Source organism: Sphingopyxis sp. KK2, from assembly GCF_001990265.1.
Lineage (GTDB): Bacteria > Pseudomonadota > Alphaproteobacteria > Sphingomonadales > Sphingomonadaceae > Sphingopyxis.
This window is the reverse complement of record NZ_LYVN01000030.1, coordinates 1-24,894: the sequence shown is the minus strand read 5'-3', so window position 1 is coordinate 24,894 and position 24,894 is coordinate 1. Positions and strand designations below refer to the sequence as shown.

The 24,894-nt window shown below is 65.3% G+C and carries 34 protein-coding genes; 19 read left to right on the top strand and 15 right to left on the bottom strand.

What is annotated here, in order from left to right:
* Positions 1-6 precede the first annotated feature (6 nt).
* Entirely contained in the window at positions 7-366 is a 360-nt protein-coding gene (locus B1A78_RS07450; protein WP_077146336.1) for a response regulator, read from the top strand.
* Positions 367-377: 11 nt separating this feature from the next.
* Here the strand turns inward: B1A78_RS07450 and B1A78_RS07445 are convergent, their stop codons facing one another.
* Positions 378-635, bottom strand: coding sequence for a hypothetical protein (locus tag B1A78_RS07445; RefSeq protein ID WP_077146349.1), 258 nt, complete (start codon positions 633-635; stop codon positions 378-380).
* A 130-nt stretch (positions 636-765) separates the two neighbouring features.
* On the opposite strand from B1A78_RS07445, the gene B1A78_RS07440 reads away from it, so the two are divergent.
* Positions 766-972 carry a DUF2945 domain-containing protein gene (locus B1A78_RS07440; RefSeq protein WP_077146335.1) on the top strand — a complete coding sequence of 69 codons (207 nt, stop codon included), beginning with the start codon at positions 766-768 and terminating at the stop codon, positions 970-972.
* A 77-nt stretch (positions 973-1,049) separates the two neighbouring features.
* Here the strand turns inward: B1A78_RS07440 and B1A78_RS07435 are convergent, their stop codons facing one another.
* The 5 genes from B1A78_RS07435 to B1A78_RS07415 all read right to left on the bottom strand — a co-directional run bounded on the left by B1A78_RS07435 (position 1,050) and on the right by B1A78_RS07415 (position 3,346).
* Positions 1,050-1,535 carry a CinA family protein gene (locus tag B1A78_RS07435; protein ID WP_083733948.1) on the bottom strand — a complete coding sequence of 162 codons (486 nt, stop codon included), beginning with the start codon at positions 1,533-1,535 and terminating at the stop codon, positions 1,050-1,052.
* A gap of 1 nt (position 1,536) precedes the next feature.
* Positions 1,537-2,037, bottom strand: coding sequence for a hemerythrin domain-containing protein (locus B1A78_RS07430; protein ID WP_077146334.1), 501 nt, complete (start codon positions 2,035-2,037; stop codon positions 1,537-1,539).
* A 69-nt stretch (positions 2,038-2,106) separates the two neighbouring features.
* Positions 2,107-2,589: a DUF421 domain-containing protein gene (locus B1A78_RS07425; protein ID WP_077146333.1), complete on the bottom strand. Its 483-nt coding sequence runs from the start codon at positions 2,587-2,589 to the stop codon at positions 2,107-2,109.
* Positions 2,589-3,074: a hypothetical protein gene (locus B1A78_RS07420; protein ID WP_144037732.1), complete on the bottom strand. Its 486-nt coding sequence runs from the start codon at positions 3,072-3,074 to the stop codon at positions 2,589-2,591. Before B1A78_RS07420 ends, B1A78_RS07425 begins: the two co-directional genes overlap by 1 nt.
* Before the next feature lie 89 nt (positions 3,075-3,163).
* Positions 3,164-3,346, bottom strand: a complete 183-nt coding sequence (locus B1A78_RS07415; protein ID WP_077146331.1) for a DUF3606 domain-containing protein — start codon at positions 3,344-3,346, stop codon at positions 3,164-3,166.
* Positions 3,347-3,361: 15 nt separating this feature from the next.
* On the opposite strand from B1A78_RS07415, the gene B1A78_RS22590 reads away from it, so the two are divergent.
* The 8 genes from B1A78_RS22590 to B1A78_RS07375 all read left to right on the top strand — a co-directional run bounded on the left by B1A78_RS22590 (position 3,362) and on the right by B1A78_RS07375 (position 11,242).
* A complete protein-coding gene (locus tag B1A78_RS22590) occupies positions 3,362-3,808 on the top strand; it encodes a hypothetical protein (protein WP_179101999.1) in 447 nt (148 codons plus the stop codon).
* A 148-nt stretch (positions 3,809-3,956) separates the two neighbouring features.
* Positions 3,957-5,609 (top strand): FAD/NAD(P)-binding protein, encoded by a 1,653-nt coding sequence (locus B1A78_RS07405; protein ID WP_083733945.1) that lies wholly within the window; start codon positions 3,957-3,959, stop codon positions 5,607-5,609.
* Positions 5,606-6,145 carry a DUF1543 domain-containing protein gene (locus B1A78_RS07400; RefSeq protein WP_077146329.1) on the top strand — a complete coding sequence of 180 codons (540 nt, stop codon included), beginning with the start codon at positions 5,606-5,608 and terminating at the stop codon, positions 6,143-6,145. The genes B1A78_RS07405 and B1A78_RS07400 overlap by 4 nt, the downstream gene beginning before the upstream one ends.
* 93 nt (positions 6,146-6,238) lie before the next feature.
* Positions 6,239-6,670, top strand: coding sequence for a pyridoxamine 5'-phosphate oxidase family protein (locus tag B1A78_RS07395; RefSeq protein ID WP_077146328.1), 432 nt, complete (start codon positions 6,239-6,241; stop codon positions 6,668-6,670).
* A 117-nt stretch (positions 6,671-6,787) separates the two neighbouring features.
* The gene (locus tag B1A78_RS07390; RefSeq protein ID WP_077146327.1) at positions 6,788-7,270 is read left to right on the top strand and encodes a GFA family protein; all 483 of its coding nucleotides are present in this window, start codon (positions 6,788-6,790) and stop codon (positions 7,268-7,270) included.
* A gap of 350 nt (positions 7,271-7,620) precedes the next feature.
* Entirely contained in the window at positions 7,621-8,088 is a 468-nt protein-coding gene (locus B1A78_RS07385; protein WP_256837513.1) for a PRC-barrel domain-containing protein, read from the top strand.
* 23 nt (positions 8,089-8,111) lie between these two features.
* Positions 8,112-8,978, top strand: coding sequence for an alpha/beta fold hydrolase (locus B1A78_RS07380; protein WP_077146345.1), 867 nt, complete (start codon positions 8,112-8,114; stop codon positions 8,976-8,978).
* A 77-nt stretch (positions 8,979-9,055) separates the two neighbouring features.
* Positions 9,056-11,242 carry an AsmA family protein gene (locus B1A78_RS07375; RefSeq protein ID WP_077146326.1) on the top strand — a complete coding sequence of 729 codons (2,187 nt, stop codon included), beginning with the start codon at positions 9,056-9,058 and terminating at the stop codon, positions 11,240-11,242.
* 119 nt (positions 11,243-11,361) lie between these two features.
* Here the strand turns inward: B1A78_RS07375 and B1A78_RS07370 are convergent, their stop codons facing one another.
* From B1A78_RS07370 to B1A78_RS07360, 3 genes are all read right to left on the bottom strand, one after another.
* Positions 11,362-11,637, bottom strand: a complete 276-nt coding sequence (locus B1A78_RS07370) for a hypothetical protein (RefSeq protein ID WP_077146325.1) — start codon at positions 11,635-11,637, stop codon at positions 11,362-11,364.
* 79 nt (positions 11,638-11,716) lie between these two features.
* Positions 11,717-12,508 (bottom strand): DUF1206 domain-containing protein, encoded by a 792-nt coding sequence (locus B1A78_RS07365; RefSeq protein ID WP_083733942.1) that lies wholly within the window; start codon positions 12,506-12,508, stop codon positions 11,717-11,719.
* A gap of 160 nt (positions 12,509-12,668) precedes the next feature.
* Positions 12,669-13,307, bottom strand: coding sequence for an alpha/beta hydrolase (locus tag B1A78_RS07360; protein WP_256837514.1), 639 nt, complete (start codon positions 13,305-13,307; stop codon positions 12,669-12,671).
* A gap of 309 nt (positions 13,308-13,616) precedes the next feature.
* Here B1A78_RS07360 and B1A78_RS07355 point away from each other — a divergent pair, with 309 nt between their 5' ends.
* The 4 genes from B1A78_RS07355 (at position 13,617) to B1A78_RS07340 (ending at position 17,379) form a co-directional block, all read left to right on the top strand.
* A complete protein-coding gene (locus B1A78_RS07355) occupies positions 13,617-14,552 on the top strand; it encodes an SDR family oxidoreductase (RefSeq protein WP_083733950.1) in 936 nt (311 codons plus the stop codon).
* 137 nt (positions 14,553-14,689) lie between these two features.
* Positions 14,690-15,373 (top strand): murein L,D-transpeptidase catalytic domain family protein, encoded by a 684-nt coding sequence (locus B1A78_RS07350; protein ID WP_179102000.1) that lies wholly within the window; start codon positions 14,690-14,692, stop codon positions 15,371-15,373.
* Between the two features lie 87 nt (positions 15,374-15,460).
* On the top strand, positions 15,461-16,897 hold the full coding sequence (locus B1A78_RS07345; RefSeq protein ID WP_306171646.1) for a L,D-transpeptidase family protein: 1,437 nt from the start codon (positions 15,461-15,463) through the stop codon (positions 16,895-16,897).
* A gap of 185 nt (positions 16,898-17,082) precedes the next feature.
* A complete protein-coding gene (locus B1A78_RS07340) occupies positions 17,083-17,379 on the top strand; it encodes a plasmid stabilization protein (RefSeq protein WP_077146320.1) in 297 nt (98 codons plus the stop codon).
* A gap of 37 nt (positions 17,380-17,416) precedes the next feature.
* Here the strand turns inward: B1A78_RS07340 and B1A78_RS07335 are convergent, their stop codons facing one another.
* Entirely contained in the window at positions 17,417-17,641 is a 225-nt protein-coding gene (locus B1A78_RS07335) for a hypothetical protein (protein ID WP_077146319.1), read from the bottom strand.
* A gap of 490 nt (positions 17,642-18,131) precedes the next feature.
* On the opposite strand from B1A78_RS07335, the gene B1A78_RS07330 reads away from it, so the two are divergent.
* Positions 18,132-19,163, top strand: coding sequence for a mannose-1-phosphate guanylyltransferase (locus B1A78_RS07330; RefSeq protein ID WP_077146318.1), 1,032 nt, complete (start codon positions 18,132-18,134; stop codon positions 19,161-19,163).
* Positions 19,164-19,193: 30 nt separating this feature from the next.
* On the opposite strand, the gene B1A78_RS07325 is transcribed toward B1A78_RS07330, so the two are convergent.
* Complete coding sequence (locus tag B1A78_RS07325) at positions 19,194-19,457, bottom strand: DksA/TraR family C4-type zinc finger protein (protein WP_077146343.1); 264 nt, start codon at positions 19,455-19,457, stop codon at positions 19,194-19,196.
* Between the two features lie 52 nt (positions 19,458-19,509).
* On the opposite strand from B1A78_RS07325, the gene ligD reads away from it, so the two are divergent.
* From ligD to B1A78_RS07310, 3 genes are read left to right on the top strand one after another with little or no spacing between them, the layout of a single operon-like run.
* Positions 19,510-21,465 carry a DNA ligase D gene (gene ligD, locus B1A78_RS07320; protein ID WP_077146317.1) on the top strand — a complete coding sequence of 652 codons (1,956 nt, stop codon included), beginning with the start codon at positions 19,510-19,512 and terminating at the stop codon, positions 21,463-21,465.
* Positions 21,462-22,265 carry an exodeoxyribonuclease III gene (gene xth, locus B1A78_RS07315; protein ID WP_077146316.1) on the top strand — a complete coding sequence of 268 codons (804 nt, stop codon included), beginning with the start codon at positions 21,462-21,464 and terminating at the stop codon, positions 22,263-22,265. Before ligD ends, xth begins: the two co-directional genes overlap by 4 nt.
* Positions 22,262-22,639 (top strand): hypothetical protein, encoded by a 378-nt coding sequence (locus tag B1A78_RS07310; RefSeq protein WP_077146315.1) that lies wholly within the window; start codon positions 22,262-22,264, stop codon positions 22,637-22,639. Before xth ends, B1A78_RS07310 begins: the two co-directional genes overlap by 4 nt.
* 12 nt (positions 22,640-22,651) lie before the next feature.
* Here B1A78_RS07310 and B1A78_RS07305 read toward each other — a convergent pair whose 3' ends face one another.
* The 3 genes from B1A78_RS07305 to B1A78_RS07295 are packed head-to-tail and all read right to left on the bottom strand — an operon-like array spanning position 22,652 to position 23,474.
* Positions 22,652-22,912, bottom strand: coding sequence for a hypothetical protein (locus B1A78_RS07305; protein ID WP_077146314.1), 261 nt, complete (start codon positions 22,910-22,912; stop codon positions 22,652-22,654).
* Complete coding sequence (locus tag B1A78_RS07300) at positions 22,909-23,163, bottom strand: hypothetical protein (RefSeq protein ID WP_077146313.1); 255 nt, start codon at positions 23,161-23,163, stop codon at positions 22,909-22,911. The genes B1A78_RS07305 and B1A78_RS07300 overlap by 4 nt, the downstream gene beginning before the upstream one ends.
* On the bottom strand, positions 23,163-23,474 hold the full coding sequence (locus B1A78_RS07295; protein ID WP_077146312.1) for a hypothetical protein: 312 nt from the start codon (positions 23,472-23,474) through the stop codon (positions 23,163-23,165). Before B1A78_RS07295 ends, B1A78_RS07300 begins: the two co-directional genes overlap by 1 nt.
* 194 nt (positions 23,475-23,668) lie before the next feature.
* On the opposite strand from B1A78_RS07295, the gene B1A78_RS07290 reads away from it, so the two are divergent.
* On the top strand, positions 23,669-24,550 hold the full coding sequence (locus B1A78_RS07290) for a Ku protein (RefSeq protein WP_077146311.1): 882 nt from the start codon (positions 23,669-23,671) through the stop codon (positions 24,548-24,550).
* 20 nt (positions 24,551-24,570) lie between these two features.
* On the opposite strand, the gene B1A78_RS07285 is transcribed toward B1A78_RS07290, so the two are convergent.
* The coding region (locus tag B1A78_RS07285) for a KTSC domain-containing protein (protein WP_256837512.1) at positions 24,571-24,894 on the bottom strand (324 nt) is incomplete at its 5' end.

The window sequence follows — 24,894 nt, the reverse complement described above, 5'->3', positions numbered from 1 at the left end:
GCACCTATGAACAAGCGTATTCTGATCGTCGAGGATGATCCCCTCGTCGCGATGATGCTCGAGAATGCGCTGGACGCACCCGGCCACGACGTCATCGGCGATGCCGGCGATATCGTTTCCGCCCTTGCCCGGATTGCCGCTGGCGGTTTCGACGCGGCGATCGTCGATGTCTATCTTGAATCGGGCTTGCCATGCGACGCGGTCGCGGAAGCCCTCGCCGCCCAGTCATTGCCGTTTCTCGTTGCGACCGGCGGCTTCGTCGGGCGGCCGGGCCCTTGCTGGGACGGCCGGCCGATCCTCACGAAGCCCTGCACGCTTGCCCGTCTGGAGGCGGCCCTGACCGGCCTTTCCGCGCGAAGCAGCTGACGCTTCCCCGGTCAAAGACCCGCTTTTTCGAGAGCTGCCACCAGCTCCGGATCGATTGCGCCGGACCGCTTTGGCGACAGGCGGTTAAGCAAAGTCTGGATCCGCCTTTGCGCGACCTGCAGCGCCTTGTGCCGCACTTCGCGCTCCCGGTTCGTCCGCCACGAACGGCTCTCGCCGAGCAATGCCGCCCATTTGGCTTCCTCGGCGGCAAGCACTGCGAGGGCGAGCCGCAGACCGTCGCGCTGCCCCCGTTCATGCTCATCGTCCATGACTTTCTCCCACGGCGAACCAACGATGCGCCGCCCAAGGCGACCCTTGTCCGACCGGACGTCGAGCCGAAAAAGGTGCCGACGGAACCTTTGGGACCGCCACGGACTCCACCTTTGAAGGAGCAGGCGCATGAAGGACGAACCCGAAAAAGGCCAGCATGTCAGCTGGAAAAGCCACGGCGGCCGGGCTGAGGGAAAGGTCGTGCGGAAGATCACCGAGCCAATAGACATCAAGGGCCATCATGTCGCCGCATCGCCCGACAACCCGGAGTTTCTGGTCGAGACCGCCGAAGGCAAACGCGCAGCACATAAGGCGGCCGCTTTGAGGCGCAAATAAAGGGGCAGAACCAAGAGGCCAGGATCGGCCCATCAGCTGCTGGCCGCCCGGCAGGGTCGCGATATTCCGGCTCCAGCTCATGATGCGGTCTCGATCATGATCTGGAGAGCGGCGGCGACGGCCTGATCAAGGACATGGCGGCGACCGATGTCACCGAAATGGAAGTCCTCGACCCGCACCACGTCCGTACCGGCAACGCCGATGTAGACTAGACCGACTTCCTCGCGGCCTTCACGCGGTCCGCAGAAACCGGTGATGGCCAGTGCAATATCCGCCTGACTCTTGCGAAGCGCACCCGTCGCCATCGCCGCGGCAACCTCGGAACTGACCCCATCGCACTGCTCGGCAACGTCTCGCGCCACGCCGAGCATCTCGCATTTGGCGTCGATCGAATAGGCAACAAAGCCGCGCTCGAGATGGGGTCCAAGTGCGGAATCGGCCGCGAAAATCGCCGCCAGTTGCCCGCCGGTGCAGCTTTCGGCGGTCACGAACCGCAGGGTCTTGCCCGCTAGATGGCGGGCAAGCTTGCGACTGCGGTGTTCGATCAGCGTCGCCGCACTCACCCTACATTGTTGCGAGTTCGGCGGGTGGAAGTCCCGCGGTCTCGGCCTGGCGCTTCAGATCTTCCTTCCGGGCAAGCATCCTTTCGCCGAGCGCGTCGAGATCGACGTCGGCGGCGCGCGCTTGCTGGAACATATTGTCGTGCTGCTTTTCCTCTTCCTTCACATGATGCTTGATCTCTTCGGACAGCACCGTGACCTTCGCCTCGAAGAACTCGTCGTCGGGCCCCGATGCGACGATCTCGTTGATCAGTATCTTGGCGCCGTCGTGTTCGACATAGGCTTCCTTCAGCAGATCGTCGTCGATCTTGCCCTTGAGCGCCGGATAGAAGACCTCTTCCTCGATCTGCGCATGGATCTTGAGCTCGGTGCAGATCCGGTCGGCGATCTTCGCCTTGCGGTCGGTCCCGCTCGCCTTCTCGAATTCCTCGAACAGGGCTTCGACCGCGCGGTGGTCGGCGGCGAGAATATGGGTGGCGTCGGTGTCGATTTCGGTCGGTTTCATGGCAGTCTCCATCGTCGTGCCCCGCCCATGTTCAGCGCGCGCCGCGCCCGAAAGTTGCCGCCCCTTCGCTCAGACCGCACCATCGTCGGCATCGCGCTGGCGCGCCGCGCCGCCCGACCGTTTGATGAAGCTGATCTTGCCTTGCGGCTCGAGGATCGCCCATTCGACGTCCGAGAGGTGGGCGATGCCCGCGAGCCGCATCTCGGACTCGATTTCGTCGGCGGTGAGCCGGTCGCGGTGGAGATTGTCGCGAATGATCTCGCCCTGCTTCACCACGACGCGCGGGTGGCCTTCGAGCATATTCTTGAGCCGTGGAAAGAGATAGGTCGCCCAGCTCAGCGTGAGCGCCCAGAAGGCAAATGTGACGATCGCGAGCAGCGCACCGGTCAGGCTGAAATCATTGTGCGTGACGCCCTGCTGGATGAGGTCGCCCATCACGACGAGCAGGACGAGCTCGAAGGGTGTCATCTGCCCGAGCTCGCGCTTCCCCATGAGACGGAGCAGCGCATAAAGCAGGAAGAACATCGCGCTCGCGCGGAGGACGATATCCATCAGGGAAGAACCTTGATGTGGAGCGGCATGCCGCCGAGCCGCCGATCGCCATCGAACAGCGCAATCTCGCCCTCCGTTCCGGCGAAGAGCGGCGGGTTGATCTGCCCGTCGATCTTGACGACGAGCGTCTCGCCTGCACGAAGTTCGCCGTAGGAGAAGCGATAGGCGCCGCCTTTGAAGCTCTCTTCGGCGGCAGCGGGGATCATCGTGTTGATCGTCATGTCGGTCCAGAGCGAAGGCGAGACCGCGAGCACGACGTTCGAAATATCGCTGGTGGCCTCGATCCGAATGCGGGTTTCGAAAAACTCGCCGTTGCGAATGACCGACGGCGTCTTAACCTCAAGCCGCGCCGCCCCAAAGTCTTTGCTCCGCAGCGGGCTCGGTTGCCCCCCGGCGAGGCCCGACAGCGCGAAGACGACGATCGCTGCGAGGATGAGGAAAGAGATAGGACTCGCGTGGCGGTGCCAGCGTTGCCCGGAGATCATTGTCTCGCTGATCCCGTCGGGCCGCGATTCAGCGGCCCTTGCCGTCTGATCGTCGGCAGCGTTCCCGGCTGCCTTACGCTTCTCGCCCGTCAAACGAGCGGCTCCGGCCACGGCCGGGCAAGATAGGTTCGAACTGCGTCGGCATGATCGCCGACGGCCGCGACCGCGATCAATATTTCGGACTGGCTGACGCCGAGAAGCCGTGCCCATGCGCGCATCGCGTCGGGCTCGCTGCGATCGATCCGGCCGTTTTCGAACTTCTGGTGGATCATGCCCGTCTCCCGTCGATGTTGACGGGCGAACGCACATGGCATGCGAAAGTTGCGGAAGCGGAGCGCCTATCTCTGCTCGCCGGTTATCCTCACAACTGGCGCAGGATAGTTGCCGAGCGGCGCCCTCTTCTACTCCTCCCTTCTCCTCGTCCGCGCGCGCCGCGAAACGCCGTCATGCGGCGAAAGTTGCGCAGACAAACGAAGATAAATCCCGGCGATTGCAGGCAACTTTCGCGCTCAGCAAAGGGTTTGTCGAACCAGAACCCACAGCCAATGGAGATCATCATGAGCGTCAAGGGACAGATCAAGGAAGCCGCCGGTTATGTGAAGGAAGAAGCCTTCGAAAATGGCGACAGCCCGGAAGCGAAGCGCAAGGCGCAGGAAGGCCGCGACCTTCGCAACGAAGGCCGTATCGAAGATGGCAAGCCGCCGAAGACGGGTACTCCCGGCACCGAAAACTAATCCTCCCAGCCAGATTGATGGCCCCCTCGGGTCCGCGCACGCGGACCCATTTTTTTGCCCGGGCGGCAAGCCACCTGGCTGAAAAGAAATTCGCATTGACCCAGAGCAAGTCGGCCGAACTTCCGCGCCCGCGGCGCATTGATGCGGAATGATGCCCCGCATAGCCTTCGTCGGAGCCGGTCCGACCACACTTTACACGCTGCACGCGCTTCTCGCGCACAATCCCCCGCCCTTCCGTCTCGCCATTTACGAAGCGCAGGCGAGCGCGGGCCGCGGAACGCCCTATCGCCCGGGCTGGAACGACCCCGCCATGCTGGCGAATATCGCCAGTATCGAGATCCCGCCGCTCGCCGAGACGCTCTGCGACTGGCTGCGGCGACAGACGCCGGAGCGGCTCGCCGATCTCGGCGTCGATCCCGGCGCGATCGGCGAACGCACCTTTTATCCGCGCGTCGCGCTTGGCGAATATTTCCGAGATCAGTTCGACGCGGTCCTGGATATGGCACGCGCACGCGGCGTCGATGTCGAACTGCGGACGCGCTGCCGCGTCGAGGATGCCGTCAGCACCCCCGGCGCGATGATCCTCAAAATCCGCTCCCGGTCAGGTGAGCGCAGCGAGGAGACGTTCGACCAGGTCGTCCTCGCCACGGGCCACCAATGGCCCGCCGAACCCGAGGTTCGCCCGGGCTATTTCCTCAGCCCCTGGCCCTCCTCGGCGCTGGCCGCGGTACCCGCCTGCAGTGTCGGCATTCGCGGCAGCTCGCTCACCGCCATCGATGCGTGCGTCGCGCTGGGGAACGTCCACGGGTCGTTTGACGAGGCCGAGGATGGCGAAACACACTATCGTCCCGCACCCGCCACCGACGCATTCCACATGACGATGATGTCGAGGAAGGGTCTCCTGCCCGAGGCCGACTTCTACGCGCCGCTACCCTATGAGCCGCTCGCCATCTGCACCGACGAGGCCATGAAGGACCTTGTTGCCAGCGACGAAGACCAGTTGCTCGATGCCGCGTTCGAACTGTTCAAGGCCGAACTTGTTGCCGGCGATCCCCGTTATGCGGCGAGTATCGGCCTCGAGAATCTCGATCTCGAGGGCTTTTGCGAGGCCTATTTCGCAAGGCGCGCGGCGAGCGACCCGTTCGAATGGGCCGAAGCCAATCTCGCCGAGGCGAAACGCGACTATGCAGAAAAACATACCGTCGCCTGGCGCTACGCGATCCTGCGCATGCACGAGGTTCTCGCGCTCCTGGTGCCCCATCTCGATGCCAGCGACTATCGCCGCTTCATTCGCCACTTCAAGCCGATCTTCGTCGACGATTATGCCACCGTTCCGCACAAATCGATCCGGCGGCTGATCGCACTCCACCGGGCTGGCAAGCTCGATGTCGCAGCGATCGGCGACGACTACCGCATCGACACGAGCGGCGACGAGGCGGGTGCGACGCTGGTTCTCGGCGGCGAGCGCCGGTATTTTCCGATATTCATCGAAGCGATGGGCCAGCGCCCCTTGGGCGCCGCGGCCTTTCCCTTTCCTTCGCTGCGGCGCCAGGGGATCGTGCGCGACGCGGCGCTTGAAGCCGGCAAGGGGGACATGCGCGGTATCGCGATCGACGAGGAGTTTCATCCGCTTGCGGACGACGCCCCGGAAGATCGTCTCTTCTGCCTCAGCCTGCCCTTCCTTCTCGGCCGTCACCCCTTCATCCAGGGGATCACAAGTTCGCACGAGATGGGGCTCGTTGTGGGCGAGCAGCTGGCCGCAGTCGTCGCCGAGGCGCAGGCCGAGCAGGCGGCAGCATGAAGCTGTTCGCCATCTATATCGGCGGCGAGATGGCCGGCGCCAATATCGAGCTGCACGACATGCGCTTCGTCGCCGCGCCGACCATCGCCGACACTTATGATGCGCTTCGCCGGCAATGGTGGGGCACGCCCGGCAGCCTCCATATCGACTGCTGGGCCGAGATCGATCATGCCGATGGCTATGACATCATCCTGAAACCCGAGCCGTTCGAGGGTCCCGAGCGGCTCTATTATGTCAATCTCGGCGGCTATGTTCCGGGCGAATTCCTGGAGCGGCACCGCAATATCTTCATTGTCGCCGACACGCTTGCACGGGCCAAGTCGCGAGCCCTGGCCTCGGTGCGGCAATGGCTGCAGCCGCACCGCGACGAGATGTACGAGGCCGAGCAGGCCTTTGCGCTTGATGCCGTCGCCGCCGAAGCGCGGCTCCACATTCATCTCGCGCCCGCTCCGCGGCGCGAGCCCGTCGTGACCTGTGAATATCGCCCGATCCGCGCGGTGCTCCGGCGAAGCCGTGACGCCGCGTCCGGACCCTGACGCGGAGTGACGACACCGACCGTGCCCGCCGCAACTCCCGCCTTGGCGGCGCATTGATGCAGAGACAGACGTTCCAGAAAAAAGGCTCTTCCCATGACCATGACCACCAAAAAGCTCTCCGAGAAGATGAAGGACATCGATTTCGCGATGCTCGCCACGCACACTGCGGGCGGCGCGATCGGCTCGCGGCCGATGAGCAACAATCGCGAGGTGGACTATGATGGCGATGCCTGGTTTTTCACCGACGAGACGGCGCTGATGGTCGCCGACATCGCCGCCAACCCGAATGTCAATCTGAGCTATCAGGGCAAGTCGGGCCTGCTCGGCATGCGACCCTTCTTTCTCGCTATCGAGGGCCATGCCGCGCTCATCCGCGACAAGGCCGCGTTCGCCGAACATTGGACGAAAGGGCTCGAACGCTGGTGGCCGGACGGCGTCGATACGCCGGGCCTCGTCCTCATCAAGGTCTCGGGCACCCGCGCCCATTATTGGAATGGCGAGGATGAGGGCGAGCTCCAGCTCTGACCGAGCCGCCGGTCAATGTCCCGCGACCGTTGCCGGTCGCGAGCCGGGGAAGAGCCCGCTGCCTTAAGGGTCTTCAGTCAATATCGTTTGCGAACCGCGCCGCGAAAGGCGAGATTTATGCCGAACCTATCCTATAGTGATCGTGGAGACGCCGAAGACATCGCGCTCGAGGGTGGTTGCGCTTGCCGTGCCGTCCGGTACCGCCTTGAGGAAAGGCCCTATGACACCGGCTGGTGTCACTGCCGGGTCTGCCAGCATGTCTCGGGTTCGGGCGGCATGGTCTTTACGACCGTGCATCTGGACCGGTACCGCATCCTTGCGGGCGAAGAGCATATCGGCCGCTTTGCCTCGACCAGCTTTGGAACGCGCAGCTTCTGCCGCGAATGCGGCTCGCCCCTGACCATCCATGTGCGTCATCAGGCCGACGAAATCGACATTGCCGCAGGGACGCTCGACGATCCGGAAGAGGTTGCGCCGACTTTCCATCTTTACACCGCCGAAGCGCCGAGCTGGATGCCGATGGTGGCCTTCCTTCCGCGCTACAAGGCCCTCCGACCGAAGACGCGCGGGCTCGAAGAGGGTGTCACGGAGGCGGGCTGAGGGCTCATAAAAGCCCGAGGAGGCAATTGCGACATCGCGCGCGCGCCAATGATCGCAGCTCTGAAACGCAAAAGGGCTCCGCCGGTCGGCGAAGCCCTTCGTCGCTCTCAAATCCGGACCGGCGGGAGCCCCCCAGCTCCCGGCCTGGACGAGAATCAGGCGTGCCACAAAGGCGAACATTTTCGCGGCAACCTTGATCTATGTTTCTCGCTGGACGTTCTTCGTGCCGGCCGCTCATACGCAGGGCTCGGCGCCGGCGCCGTGCACGCAGCGGATATTCCGGTCAGCGCGAACGTTGCACGGCCCGCTGGCGCAACCGACTGACCGACCGAGCGTTTCCTGCCCGGTTCATGATGATTGCGAGCTTCGCCGCTTCCGAGCCGGAGCTTGCCCTGCCCTTGAAAGGATTTCCCATGCGCATCTTTATCCTCGGCGCCTGCTCGGCCCTTATCCTTACAGCATGCGACAGCAAGCGGGAGGCGGCAGAAGACAAGATGGAGCGCGCAGCCGAGACCAGCGCCACGGTCGCCGGTCCGCTCCCCGCAGCGCTAGGGCTCAGCGAAGCGCAGCTGCTCGATGCCGATATTCTGGGGGCCGACGGCAAGGAACTCGGAGACGTGTCGCAGGTGCTGCGCGGTGCCGACGACAAGGTCGACCGCCTGCTTGTCGAACTCGATGGTGTCGGTCCGGACCGATATGTGCATGTGCCCGTGCAGGGCCTGAAGGTCGTCGTTCGCGGGGACGACATCGATCTCCAGACCAGCATGGCAAAGGCCGAGTTCGACGCGCTCCCCGAAGTCAAGCTCGCGGCACCTTGAGCGATGGCGCGCAAAGCGAAACAATGACCGCGGCCGTCTTCCATCGCCGTGTCGATGTCGGCGGCGTCGGCATTTTCTACCGGGAAGCGGGTCCGCCCGACGCCCCGGTGCTGCTACTGCCGCATGGCTATCCCTGCTCGTCCTTCGAATTCCGCAATCTCCTGCCGCGGCTTGGCGACCGGTGGCGTTTGCTCGCCCCCGATTATCCGGGCATGGGGTACAGCGATACGCCCGAGCGCTTCGACTATAGCTTCGACGGCTATGCGAAACTGCTCTACGGTTTCGTGCGCGCGCTGGGAATCGAGCGCTTCGCCCTCTATCTTCACGACTTCGGCTCGCCGATCGGCGCGCGCCTCGCTATCATGAAGCCAGAGCGCATCCTCGCGCAAATCATACAGAATGGCGACATCCCCTATGAGGATGCGCTCGGCGACAAATATGCCGAGATCGAGAAGAGCTGGTCGCTTCCCGAGCCCGAGATGTGCGCCGAAATCGGCAAGGCCATCAGCGAGGAGGTATTTCGCGAGGAGTTTCTGAACGACGTGCGGGCAGACCTCGTTCCGCGAATTCCCCCGGACCTCTGGAAGCTTCACTGGTCGCTGATCACCCCGAGACGCCGCGAGATCGCCATCGACCTCATCGCGGGCCTCAAGGCCAACCGCTCTTGGTTCGGCGAGCATCGTCGATATTTGCGCGAGCAAAGTCCGCCGACGCTCATCGTCTGGGGGTCGCAGGACTTCTACATGCCCGAGAAATCGGCGCGCGCCTATTTGCGCGACCTGCCGGACGCCGACCTCCACCTGCTCGACGGCGGGCACTGGCTGCTCGAGACCAATCTCGAAGAGGTGGCTGCGTTGATGCGGGACTTTCTCGACCGGACGCTACGCTGAAACCAAAAGCCGCGAACACACGGGAGTGGCGGGCTTTCCCGCAAGGAACGATGCGCAGCGCGGCGGATTGATGCGCTATGGACATCCGCTCCGGTCAATCGGCTTCGGCAACCCGGACACCCGCCAACGGCTGGGCTGGTCCTCCACGTCGCTGGGCGAAGTCCGTCTGGACGCCGGCTTGGCTAGAGCGCCGACCGCGCCCGCTTCGGATCGCCGTGCGGACAGTCGCGATCCTTCTTCTCACCCTCTTCGCGATCTGGCTCATCCTCTTCATCACGAAGGGCCGCTTCCTCAAAGGGCCGTTCGAGCGCTTCGCGACCGCGCAGCTCGAGCGCGAGGTCGACGTCGGCGGCGACTTCCAGCTTTATTTCGCGCCGTTCAACGTCAAATTCTACGCCGAGGACGTGCGGATCGCCAACCCGGCCTGGGCACGCAGCAGGCAGTTCTTCACCGCGAAAAAGGTCGACACGCGGCTCGCCACCCTGCCCTTGATCTTCGGGGACCGCATCCTGCGGTTCGCCGATCTCGACGGCGCGCGCGTCGCGCTCGAATGGGATGCCGGAAACAAACGAAACAGCTGGACCTTCGGCGACCCGAACCGCCCGCCAGAACCGCTCGAGCTTCCGCAGATCCGCCGCGCCGCGATCACGCAGAGCGGCCTCAGCTACCGCGATCCCAAACTGCAGCTCTTCGCCGATATCGATATCGACACGGTGCGCGCCACGGGAACGCGCATCAACGACGATATCCGCTTCTCGGGGCGCGGCACGATGCGCGCACAGCCCTTCACCCTGTCGGGCGGTCTCAAATCGCCAAACGAGACGATCGCCGGCGGCAGAAATGCCCTCACCCTCCATGCGACCGGGCTCGGCAACACGCTCGACGTCGCGGGGACGCTGCCGGGTCCGACCGAGCTCGAGGGCGCCGATCTCAAGCTGCAGGCGCGCGGCGGCAATTTGTCGCGCATCTTCGACTTTCTCGGTGTCGCAATCCCCGACACCCGGGCGTACCGGCTGACCTCCGCCCTGACTTACGAGAAGGAAGTATGGAAGCTGACGGGCATGAAAGGCCTGTTCGGCGACAGCGACCTTGCTGGCTCGCTCGCGGTGAGCCAGCCCAGGGGGCGGCTCTACCTCAAGGCCGATCTTGCCACGCGCTCGCTCAACATCATCGATGCCGGGCCGTTCGTCGGCTATGACCCGCAGCGCCTCGACAAGATGGGCACCGGCGGCACCGTCGAGACCGTGGGCGGTCGGCCGCGCATACTCCCAGACGCACCGCTGCGCGTCGCGGCCCTGAAGCGCTTCGATGCCGATGTCCGGTACCGCGTCACCCGCGTACGCGCCGAGAGTTTTCCGATCAGCCAGGTCGACCTGACGCTCGGGCTCAAAAATGGTCTGATGGAGCTCAAGCCGTTCAATTTCGTCGTCGCCGACGGCACGGTGAAAAGTGACATATCGATTGACGCCCGCCCTGCGGTGGTGCGCACCGAATATGACATCCGCCTGTCGCCAACGCGTCTCGGGACCCTGTTAGCCCGTTTCGGGACCGAAGAGTCGGGCACGACGGGAACGGTGAGCGGCCGTATCAGGATGGTCGGCTTCGGCGACAGCGTACGCGCGTCGCTTGCAACCTCGAACGGGAGGATCGCCTTCGTGATGCCGCAGGGCACCTTCTGGACGCGCAACATCCAGCTCGCCGAACTCGACCTTGGCACGTTCGTGCAGAAGATGTTCCAGGATAAGCTCAAGAAGCCCGTCGAGATCAATTGCGGGCTGATCGCCTTCACCGTGCGCGGCGGCATCGCCGCTGCCGATCCGATCCTGATCGATACGAAGAAGAATGTTATGCTCGGCCGCGGCGGCTTCTCGTTCCGCAGCGAAGCGCTCGATATGGCGGTGCGTGCCGACGGCAAGACCTTCAGCCTCTTTTCGGGCCAGTCTCCCGTCGGCGTCGGCGGCTATTTCGCGGCGCCGAAGATCGATCCGGTGAGCGACGAACTCGCCGGACGCGCCGGCGCCGGGCTCGGTCTCGGCGTCCTCGCCAGCCCGGTGGCTGCGATCCTTCCGTTCATCGATCCGGGCGATGCGAAGGCGGCGCAGTGCGGCCCCGTTCTCGCCGGGGCGACCGCGGCGGCGCAGCGCACCAGCAAGGGCAAGCCGCGCGACGACGTCGGCAAGGGCACGACCGCCAAGTCCGAGGATGGCAAGCAGTCCCGCGAAGGCGAGAAGAAGCAGCGCAAGAAGTTTCTCGGGATATTCTGATCCCTCGCCGCCGGCGGGCTTTCACCCGCCAATGGCAATGCCAGACGGAAGCCCGCCTCCCGAAACGATAAAGGGCGCCGTGCCCGGCGCCCTTCACCCTGCCCTTAGGGAAGGCAGTCTTATTTCTTCTGCGTGTCGCCGACGCCGGATTCGGAGGGAGCGATCTCGCCATTGTCGTCCATCACATTGGCTTTTTCTTCGCCCTGCTCTTCGACGACGTCGGCCTTCTGCTCCATCGCTTCCTTCGCGGGACCCTCGGGCATCGCGTCGGCCTGATCGTCGATCGCGTCGGCCTTTGCTTCGGCCTGGTCTTCGACCTTGTCGGCGGCGGGGCTCTGGCAGGCGCCGAGCGCGAGGGCCGAGGTGGCAGCAAGGGTTACAAACAGCTTTTTCATCGAGACTCTCCCTGTTGTTGACTGCCGAGCTAACGCGGCGCGGCCCACAGGGTTCCGCCAGCCAGCCAGGTGAAAATCATCAGCGTCTCGCAGCCATGATCCGTGCGATCATGTCCTCGTCGCGTAGCCGCCGCCAGCGGGCCTCGACGAAGCTGTGGACCCCGAACAGGAAAAGACCCGCGGCGACGAGCAGATAGAGCGGCGGATTGTCGGTCAGCGCCGACAGCGCGTCGCCGAGTCCCCTGACCTCGCCTGCGGCGCCGAACCAGCCGCCGCGCACGAGCGAAACACCGATCACCGCGAACACCACCGCGCGCGCAGCAAGTCCGACGCGGCCCACGGGCACCGCCCAGGCGGGTGCTGCCGCATCGAGATCCTTCGCGAATTCGGTGGTCCAGGCTTTGACGGCTTGCTGCGCGGCTGCCGCGAGGAATGCGGCGCCGACGAGCCCGAGCAGCAGGCCGCCGAGCGGCAAGTCGAGCAGCATAGCCGCCGCCTCTTTCTCGCGGCCCTCCTCGGCCCCGCCGCCCGAGGCGAGGCGAAGCGCCGCCCAGGCGAGGATGAAATGCGCGATGCCGCTCGCGGCATAGCCCACGCGTACGGCAATTCCCTTGGCGGCCGTCCCCTTGTTTTCGCTATCGAGCGCCGCCCCGTAGAGGCGAAAGCCGCCATAGAGCGCGAGCCCCATCGCGAGGAGGGCGAGCAGGATAGGGCCAGCGGGCATGTCGCGGACCGAGCGAAACACGGCTTGCGGGCTGGGGTCGTCGGCGGACGAGCCGCTGATCGCGATCCAGGCAAGCAGGCAATAGACGACGCTGCGCGCGAACCAGCCGGTTCGCGCAAATGTCTCGAGCCGCCGAAGCCTGTTCATGATGCCTGTCCCGATGGTTGACCATCAAGCCAACGCCCGCTGCCCCCCGCAGTTCCCGCCGCTCCGAGCCGCGGCGCCGGACCCGGCTTTCCCTTCCCGGCAGGCCGCGTTTAGATCGCCGCCGCCCTTGCGGCGGAGGCCCCGTTAGAAGTCTGTCGGTTCAGCCGGATTTTCTCGAAAAGGCCCCGGCCACGAAGTCACGGCCGGTCCGCAGGCCGACCGGATCGACGCTGTGCGCGACGCCGTAGGAGATATGGGTCTCCACCTCGACGCCGAGCCGCTTCAACTGGCTCTCCGACATGTGCAGCGCCGCGATCGGAACAACGGGGTCGGCCGTGCCATGTACCAGCAGCACCGGCGGTTTTGACGGGACATGATGCGCAAGATCCGCAGCGCCTGCGAGCATGCCCGAGTAGCCGACGATCGCGGCAACGGGGCGCGGGCGGCGAAGACCCACCTGAAGCGCCATCATCGTGCCCTGGCTGAACCCCACCAGCGCAAGATCGGACTCGCTGAGCCCATATTGCGCGAGCTTCCGGTCGATGAGCGCGTCGATCGCAGGCGCTGCCGATGCCGCACCCGCGGCCAGCGCCGACGGCGCGAAGCCCGAAAGCCCCCACCATTGGTAGCCCGCGCCCATCATCGAACATCGCTGCGGCGCGTGCGGCGCGAGAAACAGCGTGTCCGGCAGGGCCTCCTGCCATTGCGGCGCGAGCGAGATCATGTCGGTGCCGCTCGAGCCGAAGCCATGGAGCAGCAGCACGATGTGTTTGGGGGCGCGGCCGGAGCGAGGCTGCAGGCTGGCGCCGTTGACGATCTTGGACAGGGTTCTTCTCTCAGCTTCGGTGCCGACCCGCGGCTCGCGACCTGGGTTCCGCGGGCGGCAAGGATTGCGATGGTGCTTAGGTAGATAGGCGACCGCGTATTTCCACCCTCACGGGATTGAACACTCTGCCCTGCTTGCTTGCAGCGGTCATTCGCGCCTTGGCATGCGCGCCCGCCCCCGTTCCATTCGCGGCTAGGGTCAATGCCGATCGCGCTTACCATCTGCAACCAAGTGGAGGGCCAGCCGGTTTGTCGGTGACAGACGGAAGAAGAGGAGTTGGCGATGTCGCGCAAATCAGCGGCCGGAAAAGTCGGAGAAACCGCGGCCGAAAAGCGCGGAAAGCAGGCTGCGGCAAGGAAGCTCCGGAAAGATGTCGGCGACACGAAGACAATCCCCACCCCGCCGAAAGATCGAGAGGCAGACCTCGACCGTGCGCCGAAATGGGAGCCGCGCTATGCCGGCTCCGGGCGGCTCAAGGACAAGGTGGCGATCGTGACCGGCGGCGACAGCGGCATCGGCCGCGCGGTGTCCGCGCTGTTCGCGCGCGAGGGCGCGGACGTCGCGATCGTGTACAAGAGCAACAAGGCCGATGCCGAGGAAACGGCAGCGATAGTGGGCGCCGAAGGGCGCACCGCGATCCTCGTCAAGGCCGATATCGGCAAGACCAATGCCGGAAAGGCAATCGTCGACAAGGTGATGAGCAAGCTGAAGCGCATCGATGTGCTGGTCAACAATGCCGGGGAACAGCATCCGGCAGACGATATCCGCGACATCACCCCCGACCAGCTTCAGCGGACGTTCGCCACCAACATCTTCGGCATGTTCTATCTGGTGCAGGCCGCGCTCCCGCACCTCAAAAAGGGTGCTGCGATCATCAATTGCACGAGCGTGACGATGTATCAGGGTAGCGGCGGCCTGCTCGACTATAGCGCAACCAAGGGCGCGATCACCGCTTTCACGCGTTCGCTCAGCGAAAATCTGATCGAAAAGGGCATCAGGGTGAATGCGGTCGCCCCCGGCCCGATCTGGACCCCGCTCAACCCGCGCGGCGGAGCGCCTGCCGACAAGGTCGCAAGCTTCGGCGAGACCACGCCGATGAAGCGGCCCGGCGAGCCGAACGAGGTGGCACCGAGCTTCCTCTTTCTCGCCTGCGACGACAGCAGCTATATGTCGGGCCAGGTCCTTCACCCGAACGGCGGCACGGTCGTAAACGGCTAGACGCCGCCCCGACTTTTATCGGCTCGGCCGCCATTGGCGACAACGGCTCGCCCGACTAGGCGCACAATGCGGCGCGTTGGTGACCGCCGCCGATAGCGGCATCTTAAATGTCGCGGACCTTGGCCTATATTGTGGCAATGACAACGCCGCCGCTCGAACTTGGCAGGCGGACACTGATGGTGTCCGGCGCTGCTGCCCTTATGGGCGCGCTTGCGGGATCGACGGTGGGCCGTCTTGAAACGTCGCCGCGTCTCGCCGCCGCTCCCTTGCCTCTCGCGACGCCCGCGAGACCGATCAGCCCGGCGGACACCACACTCGACCCGCAGCTTCTGCGGAGGGCGCTTGCAGCGCTCGACGAGCATGCCGGGACGATCCGGCACCGCGACCGCATCGCCATCGTCGATTTCTCGGCCCCCTCTTCCGAGGCCCGGTTTCACTTCCTCGACGTCGCGAGCGGCCGCGTGTCGCGGCAGCTCGTGGCGCATGGCAGCGGCTCCGATCCCGGCCACACGGGATACCTGCACAGTTTCTCGAACATGTCGGAATCCAATGCGTCGAGCGAGGGGGCCTTTCTTACCGGCGACTATTATGTCGGAAAGCATGGCCGGTCGCAGCGCCTCACCGGACTCGATGCCACGAACGACAATGCGATGGAGCGCGCGATCGTCATTCACGGCGCCTGGTATGCCAATGACGATATGATCGCGGCGCATGGAAAGCTCGGGCGCAGCCAGGGATGTTTTGCCGTCGGCGAGCAGTGTCTCGATGAAACCTTCGCGCATCTCGGGACGGGACGCCTCATTTACGCGGCGCGCGCCTGATCGTCGGATATGGGCGCGCCGTGCGCCAAAGGATCGGAACGCCTCACCAACCGGCGCGTTACATCTTCAGTTTTCGAGGAGATTTGCGTGCGTTACGGTGTGTTTGCTTGTTCGTTGCTCGTCCTGTCCTCCACGCTCTCCGGATGCGATACCTCCACAAATTCAGCTCAATCCAGCGCTGCCGCCGAAGATGCACGCTGGACTGACAAAGCGGTCGAACAGCTCCGCGAAGCAATCGACCGCCGGGCCGCGCACGGCCTCGACCGAATGCGCTTTACCGTCGAAGGCAAGCCCGGCAGCGCGGAAGGCGAGGCCGCGCTCACGAAAACTGCCCTTTGCTACGCCGCGGCGCTCGCGCGCGGCGCGTCCGATCCGGCGAAGCTCAACACCATCTACAGCGTGCCGCGGCCTGACCCGAGACTGAAGGCAGGCCTCGCCGACGCTCTCGCCAAGGGCAAGGTCGACGACTGGCTTTCGGGGCTCGCCCCGCAAGACGACAACTATCGCGCGCTCTCCAAAGCCTATCTGGCGCTGCGCAAACAGGGCGACACGCCCGCCGCGATCATCCCCGAAGCCGCCAAACCGCTCGAACCGGGGGCGCGCGACCCGCGCATCCCGGCCATCGCGCGCCAGCTTGTCGCCTCCGATTATCTGGGCGGCGGGTCCGCGCATGGCGACACCTACGGGCCGGCGATGGTGAAGGCGGTGCAGCGCATGCAGGCCGACTATGGCATCAAGCCCGATGGCGTGATCGGAACCGAAGCGCTCGCGATCCTCAACCTCTCGGACGCCGACCGCGCGCGCGCCATCGCGGTCGCCATGGAACGCATGCGCTGGCTCGACCGCAGCCCGCCGGCGACGCGCATCGACGTCAATCTCGCCTCGGCCCGGCTCGCCTATTGGCGAGACGGCAAGCTCACCGACACCCGCAAGGTGGTCGTCGGCAAGCCCGAGACCGAGACGCCGCAGCTGGGATCGCCGATTTACCGGCTCGTCGCCAACCCCACCTGGACCGTACCGCGCTCGATCCAGAGCAAGGAAATCGCGGGCAAGGGTGGAGCCTATCTGCGTCGCAACAATATGGCCTGGAAGGACGGGTGGATCGTCCAGCAGCCCGGACCGAAAAATTCGCTGGGACTGGTCAAGTTCGATATGCGCAACGAGCACCAGATCTATCTGCACGACACCCCCGCCAAGCAGCTCTTCAGCGAGGTCCAACGCCAGCGCAGCCATGGCTGCGTCCGTGTCGAGGACGCACTCGGCTTCGCCGCGATGCTGGCGAAGGACGAAGGCATCGAGGCCGAATGGGAGAAGGCCCGGGCCACCGGCAAGGAAAGCTTCGTCCCGCTGCCGCGCGAAATTCCGGTCCGCCTCACCTATCAGACCATATTGTTCGACGAGGCAGGCGAACCCGTCGTCCGGGCAGACCCTTATGGCTGGAACGACCGCGTGTCCGCCACGCTCGGCTTCCCCGCGAGCGAGGGCCACAGGCTTCGCCCTTCGGGCGCGGACATCGGCCCCTGATCGCGCCCGCATAGCGATAGCGGAGAGGACATTTGCAGGATCGCACCTGCCAAAGCGCTTCGCAAATCCCCGACAAGGGCGGCGACACTTACCTCGCGGATCCTGGATGCCATGTCCGCGACCTGACGGAACCCGGCCGGGGCCCGTTGGTTGAGCAAGACGGGGGCCGGATATGGAGAGCTGTCATGCCCCGCGGCGACAAATCGAGCTACACCGACAAGCAGAAGCGCAAAGCCGAGCATATCGAGAAAGGGTATGAGAAGCGGGGCGTCGGCAAGAAGGAGGCCGAGAGCCGCGCGTGGGCGACGGTGAACAAGGAGTCGGGCGGCGGCAACAAATCGGGCTCCGGTCGCGGCAAACCCGATACCCATGAATCTTCGCGAAAGGGCGGCCGGATCGGCGGCTCGAGTCAAAGCAGCGAGAAGCGGTCCGCCGCCGCCAAAAAAGGTTGGGAGACCCGGCGGCGAAATGCAAAAGGATAAGGGCTGAAGCGGGTCAAGCGACCGGGTCAAGAGCCCCCTAGACCGGCGCGCCGGCCCAAGCCGCTCCGCCGACCTCGTCACAAATTTTCAGACGATCGACGAGGCGCCTCCGCTCCGCCGCCACCTCGCGCAGGAGCAGAACCGCAGCCTCCGGGTCGAGACCGACGGGATCGAGAAGCCCTTGATCGATGCGCAGGATGAGGTCGGAGACGAACTGGATTTCCTGCCCTGCCTGCATCAGAAATTTGTCGCTCTGGTTCATATCTCTGCAACGCCCGGCGCCCCCGGCGGGCTGCATCGGGCGGTCGATGAGCCCCCCCGCGCAGCGACAAGCCGGTGAAGCCAGACTTTCCAAACGGTCCAATTGGCTACCGAGAGCCGGGTGCGACCCGGCCGCTCCGTCGAGAAATCGATATAACCTGCGTTAATCGGGCCGCGGTTTCCGGGCTTTCCGGGGCAAGCAGCGGCAACTCGCCATCTCCACCAGCGTTCCCTCGACCATGGCTCATCCAGTCTCGAATTTCACAAGCCGGACCGTTTCGACACATCGGGTCGCGGCGACAGGTAGAGCCTCATTCATAGCGAACGGCAGGAGGCGTCGCTCGACTGCGGAGCTTCGGCCGGATGCCGCGAGCGGCGTCGCTGCTGCACCCGCCGTACCGGACAGCGATGCCGCTCCCCGCTCCTGCACGCCCTTCCCATGATCGGATGGTGCCCAAACGCACCCTCCGCGCCTCCAGAAAGTTGATCCCATGTCTGTGACGATCCAGCCCGTCATCCTCTGCGGCGGTGCCGGCACGCGCCTCTGGCCCGCTTCGCGCGGCGCGCGTGCAAAACAGTTTCTCGACATCATCGGCGAGGAAAGCCTGTTCGCCCGGACGCTCGACAGGGCAAGCGGACCCGGCTTTTCGGCCCCGCTCATCGTGTGCGGCGCCGAGCATGTCGCCATGGTGCGCGAACAGGCGAACGGTCGCGACCTTCGGCTGATCGTCGAGCCGGCGGCGCGCAATACCGCTGCGGCCATCGCGCTCGCGGTGGCTTCGGCGGCGGATGACGCGCTGCTGCTCGTGATGCCGAGCGATCATGTGATATCCGATGTCCAGGCCTTTCGCGACGCGATCGCGAAAGCGGCCGATCTGGCGCGCAGCGACTGGCTCGTCACTTTCGGTATCGAGCCCGACCGGCCCGACACGGGCTTTGGTTATATCGCCAGCGGTGCGCCACTCGCCGGTATGGGCTTTGCCGTCGACCGCTTCGTCGAAAAGCCGCCGCTCGCCGACGCCGAGGCAATGATCCGCGAGGGCGGCTATAGCTGGAACGCCGGCATTTTCCTTTTCCGGGCGGGCCGCATGCGCGAGGCGATGCTCGCGCACTGCCCCGCCATCTATCGCGCGGCGGAAGCCGCGGTCGCCAATGCGCTGCACGACGGCGACGCCCTCCACGCGGCGCGCGAGCCCTTCGAATTGGCGCCATCGGATTCGATCGACTATGCCGTGATGGAAAAGGACAGGCGCGTCGCGGTCGTCCCCGTGTCGATGGGCTGGTCGGACCTCGGGAGCTGGCAGGCGGTGCACGCGCTCGCCGGCGCCGACGAGGCCGGCAATGCCTGCAGCGACGATCTCTTCGCGCACGACAGCCACAATTGCCTCGTCCGCGCGCCGGGCAAGCGCGTCTCGCTCGTCGGCATGGACAATGTCGGGGTCATCGTCGACGGCGACGACATCCTCGTCATCGCGCTCGACCGGTCGCAGGAGGTCCGGGCTGCAGCCCGGGCGCGCCAGTGACACGCTCGCAAAGGCCCCTATTCGCGCGGATCAGCGCAGCTGGCTGTCCTTGCTCCCCCGGCGATTGAAACCGGCCGGCCGCCGTTCGGCGTCGCGGATCGTCTGACATCCGACGCAGGTGCGGCTCGCGGGCAAAGCCTTTCGCCGCGCGGCGGGAATCCGCTCGCCGCAATCGTCGCAATAGTCCGCGCCGGTGCCCGACAGCAGGCGCAGGCGTGCTTCCTTCACGGCGTCGCTCACCGTGTCGTCGATCTGCTCCTGAACGGCGCCGTCGCGCGCCCAGCCGTTGGCCATCATCGGACTCCATGTCTCATCGCGGACGCCGGTCGTTTGCCGCGCGCCTAACATGGGAACGCGTGGCAGCGCGGGCAAGTTGCCCCCGCAGGCGGGAACGATCGCGCGCCCGGATGGTCTTGAGTCCATGGCCAGACGGACCCCAAAACCGAGCTCCGCAAATCACGCCGCCTCGCCGCGCGTCGGACGAAACGCAGGCGCTCCCCCGCCCTTCCGTCCGGTCCAGCTCGCAAGCCTCGTTGACAGCGTCCCCACAGGGAGCGGCTGGGTCCATGAAATGAAATATGACGGCTACCGGTTGCTGATCGCGGTCGGCGGCGGCGAGGCCCGCGCCTATACGCGCTCAGGCCTCGACTGGTCCGAGCGCTTCGCGCCGCTGATCGCCGAAGCGGCGAAGCTCAAGGCGGACACCGCGCTGATCGACGGCGAAGCGGTCGTGCTCGATGCCGATGGCCGGTCGAGCTTCCAGTCGCTGCAAAATGCTCTCAAGTCGGCGCCGGAGAGCATCGACTATTTCGCGTTCGATCTGCTCGAGCTCGACGGCGAAGACATGACGGCCCTGCCCCTCCTCGACCGCAAGGCACGTCTCGCCAAAATCCTCCCTGGGACCGCAAAGCATATCCGCTACTCGGACCATATCGAGGGCAGCGGCGAGAAGCTGCTGCAGAGCTTTTGCGCTGCGGGTCTCGAAGGCGTCATCTCGAAAAAGGCCGATGCTCGCTATGTCGGCGCGCGCGCCGGCAGCTGGCTCAAGGCCAAATGCATAAAGCGACAGGAATTCGTCATCGTCGGCTGGACTCCCTCGGACAAGTCGCGCACGTTCCGCTCGCTGATGCTCGGCGTGCATGAGAAGGGCGAACTGCGCTACGCCGGCAAGGTCGGGACCGGTTTCAATACGGAGGAGCTGTTCCGCCTCCAGGCGATGATGAAACCGCTCGAGCGTAAGGAGCCGACGGTGAAGGCCCCCCGCGGCGAGACGCGCGGCGCGCACTGGATCGAGCCCAGGCTCGTCGCCGAGATCGCCTATACCGAGATGACCAACGAGGGCACGCTCCGCCATCCGAGCTATCTCGGGCTTCGCGAGGACAAGAAGCCCGCGGCGGTCGTCCTCGAGAGCGAAGGCCCCGTCGCCGAGGCAATGAGCACATCGCCCGTTCCGATCAGCAATCCGGACCGCGTCATCTATCCCGAGGCGGGGCTCACCAAGGGCGAGCTCGCGGCCTATTATGCCGCGGTCGCGCCGATCATGCTGCCGTGGGCGGGTTCGCGCCCGATCAGCCTCGTGCGCTGTCCGCAGGGCCGCGCCAAGAAATGCTTCTTCCAGAAACATGATGCCGGAAGCTTCGGCGATGCGGTTAAGCAAGTCGCGATTCTGGAGAAGGATGGCGACGACCAGCCCTATCTTTACATGGACACGCCCGAGGGGCTCATGACCTGCGTCCAGATGGGCACGATCGAGTTCCATGGCTGGGGCGCGCGCATCGAGGATGTCGAGAAGGCCGACCGGCTGGTCTTCGATCTCGATCCCGATGTCGGTCTCGACTTCGAGGCAGTGCGCAGCGCCGCCTTCCAGTTCCGCGATATCCTCAAGCAAATGGGCCTCGAGACCTTCCCGATGCTCACCGGCGGCAAGGGCGTGCATGTGATCGCCCCGCTCGTGCCGCGCGCCGAGTGGCCCGAGGTCAAGGATTTCGCGCACCGGCTCGCGCGCGCCGTCGCGCAGATGGATCCGGACCGCTTCACCGCCGCGCTGCCGAAGGCGCAGCGCAAGGGGCGCATCTTCGTCGATTATCTCCGCAACCAGCGCGGCGCGACCGCGGTGATGCCCTATTCGGCGCGCGCGCGCGAAGGCGCACCGGTCGCGGCCCCGATCAGCTGGAAGGAGATGGAGACGATCGACACGCCGTCGCATTTTCGCATCACCGATGCGAAGGCGCTGCTGAAGCGCGCGAGCCTCAAGGCGCTGCAAGGCTGGGGCCGCGCCGACCAGATGCTGCCCGACCTGTGAAGATCGCGACCTATAATGTGAACGGCATCGGCGGTCGGCTTGCCATCCTGCTCGATTGGCTCAAGCTTGCCGAGCCCGACATCGTCTGCCTGCAGGAATTGAAGGCGCCGCAGGAGAATTTCCCCGAGAAGGCGATCCGCGATGCGGGCTATGATGTGATCTGGCATGGCCAGAGCCGCTGGAACGGCGTCGCGATGCTGAGCCGCGTCGGCGAGATCCACGAGACGCGGCGCGGGCTTCCCGGCGATCCGACCGACGAGCAGAGCCGCTACATCGAGGCCGCGGTCGGCGGCATCCTCGTCGCCGGCCTCTATCTTCCGAACGGCAATCCCTGGCCGGGCCCGAAGTTCGACTATAAGCTCCGGTGGATGGCGCGCCTAGACGCGCATCTCGAAACGCTCTTCGGCCTCGACGCGCCGGTCGTCGTCTGCGGCGACTTCAACGTCATTCCCACCGACCTCGATGTCTACAAGCCAGAGAATTGGAGGAAAGACGCGCTCTTCGCGCCGGAAGCAAAGGCCGCTTACCAGCGCTTCCTCGACCAGGGCTGGACCGACGCGATCCGTCATCTGCATCCCGATGAGCGTATCTACAGCTTCTGGGCCTATTGGCGGCGCTCGTTCGAGCGCAACGCCGGCATCCGCATCGACCATCTGCTGCTCAACAAACCGGCAGCGAAACGGCTCGAGGCAGCCGGCGTCGACACCCGGCCGCGCGGGCTCGAGAAGACGAGCGACCACGCCCCGGCGTGGATCGAGCTCGCCGATGGCGCCCGCAAGGCCAAGGGCACGCGTTCATGACGCGGACGATCGTCGGCTGGCGCCTCCCGCAGCGCGAGCGCGAGCGGCTGCTGGAGCATTTTCGGCCGCTCTTCCCGGATGTCGTCGCCGACCATGTGACTCTCCGGTACGGAACAGGCGAAGACACGCCGCTTCCGTTCGCCCGATCGGGCGAGATCGTCGGCGAGGTCGACGACGGCAGCGGGGTGCAGGCGCTGATCGTGCGGATCGGCGGCACGACCGGTCGCGGCGACGGCAGCCATTACCATCTTACCTGGTCGCTCGCGGCAGGGCGCGAGGCGAAGGAGAGCAATGATGTCCTCGCGGCAATGGCGTGGCGGCGCGTCCACCCGCCCGAGACCATCGCCCTCGAACCGGCACGCTGGACCGTCTGAGCAGGAACCGGTCTAGGGCGCGGGAAATGGCGAGTCCGCCCGCGTGAGCAATTCCTCGATCGCATCCGCCGAAAACGCCTGCCCATTGTCGAGGACCAGACTGTAGCGCTCGCGCTCGGCCGGCAGCGCCGCGACAAATTCGCCGAGGATATCCCGGAGCGGAGCAGACGCGGGCCGCTCGCTCTCAAGGGGCGGCACTTCGCTGCCATCCTGTTCGTCATAGGCCCGCGTCAGCGTGCCCAGCTGATTCCAGACATCCCGATCATCGCTCATTCCGCATCTCCGCGCGGCTGGCCTTCGCCACGGCGGCCGGCCGCCGTGTCCTCTTCCTCGCCGACGCGCGTTCCGCTCTCGGGGTTGTAATTCTCCGGAATGCTCGCGCCGCTCTCCGGATCGCGCTTCGGTTCGCGATCGAGGGTGTCGCTCGGGCGGCGCGCCGCGCCTTCGGGCTGGTTTTCGGTCGAGATGTTGGGGTTCCTGGTCTTTTCGGTCGGGACGTCGCCGACCTTGCGGAACTGGCTCATCACTTGTCTCCTGCAGTGGGTTTGCCGCCGTGCCTCACCAGATCATCCTCGGTCGGGCGTTCGTCCGCGCGTCCTTCGCTCGGCGTGCTGAGCGGCAAGATGTCGCGCTCGCCCTCATCGCCGCCACCATCGGCGCCCGGACTGCCCGCGCCATTGTTTCGGGGCACCTCGCTCGACTGGCCACCGCTGGGGTCGGCACCGCCGCGCAGATTGTTGAGGTTGCGATTCTCCTCGTCTTCGCGTTCGCGGATCTGCTCGCCCGGGCCCTTCTGCTTGCCGTCGGCGCCCTGTCCTTGTTTATCGTCTATCATCTTCTGCTCCTGTGCCGGCCCGGGCCGATACGCGGGCCCCGATATATCAACCGGCGGCGTCCGCCTCCGTTGCACGGCTGGGCGCGCGCAGCGCCTGATTGTTCGCGAAAATTGATCCATGTTGGCAATCCGCCGCGCGAGGAACGACCGGCGGCCGCACGCATTGAAGGAGTCTTACGAAGGAGTGATGGACAATGGCTGCGCGTCCCTATTGGAAAGGCCAGATCCGCCTGGCGCTCGTCTCGATCCCGGTCGAGATCTATTCGGCAACGAAGAGCGGGGCGACGATCGCCTTCAACCAGATCCACGAGCCAACGGGCAAACGGATCAAATATGAGAAGGTCGTACCCGGCGTCGGCCCGGTCGACGTCGACGAGATCGTCAAGGGCTTCCAATATGCGAAGGACCAATATGTCCTGCTCGACGACGAGGAGATCGAGGGCGTCAAGCTCGAGAGCAAGAAGACGCTCGAGCTCACGCAGTTCGTCGAGGCCGAGGACATCGACGAGATTTATTTCGAGAAGCCCTATTATGTCGTGCCCGCCGACGAGCTCGCCGAGGAAGCCTTCATCGTCCTGCGCGAGGCGCTCCGCCGCACGGGGAAGGTCGGCCTCGGCCAGCTCGCGATGCGCGGCCGCGAATATGTCGTGAGCATTAAGGCGTGCGGCCGCGGTCTCGTCATGGAGACTCTGCGCTACGCCGACGAGGTCAACAAGGCGGCGAGCTATTTCCGCGATATCGCCGACAGCGAGCCCGATGACGACCTGCTCGATCTCGCGACGACGCTGATCGACAAGAAGACCGGAAAATTCGACGCGAGCGACTTTCACGATCGCTATGTCGAGGCGCTGAAGGAACTCATCGAGCGCAAGAAGAAGGGCAAGACGCTCAATCTCGACGATGAAAAGGACGACAAGGCGCCGAGCGGATCGAATGTCGTCGACCTTATGGCGGCGCTCAAAAAGTCGATCGGCGACGGCGGCGGCAAGGCAAAATCCGCCGCCAAGAAGGCGCCCGCCAAAAAGGCTCCGGCGAAGAAAGCGCCCGCCAAGAGCGCCGCGCGCAAGCGCGCATGACAGGCCTGCCCGCTGAGCCGCTATTCGCCGCCCGGCGATCGGGCGCCGGGACCGAACCGCTTGCGCGCCGGATCGCGCTCGCACCGGAAACGATCCTTGATCTGCGCGTTGAAGAAGGCGCCGAGCGACGCCGCGCTGCACAGCCCCTCATAGATCCCGCGCGGGACGCCGTGATAAAGATATTTGCCGCTGCCCCTGAAGGTGATGGCCAGCACCGACGCCGCCTCGTCATAGGCGACATGCTCGATCATCGTCGAACGGGTGAAGCGGCGCGCGCGCATGCAGACAGAGCGCCCCGCCCGCGCCCGGGTTCCCGGCCGGCCGCCGGGCAGGCGCGGCGGACC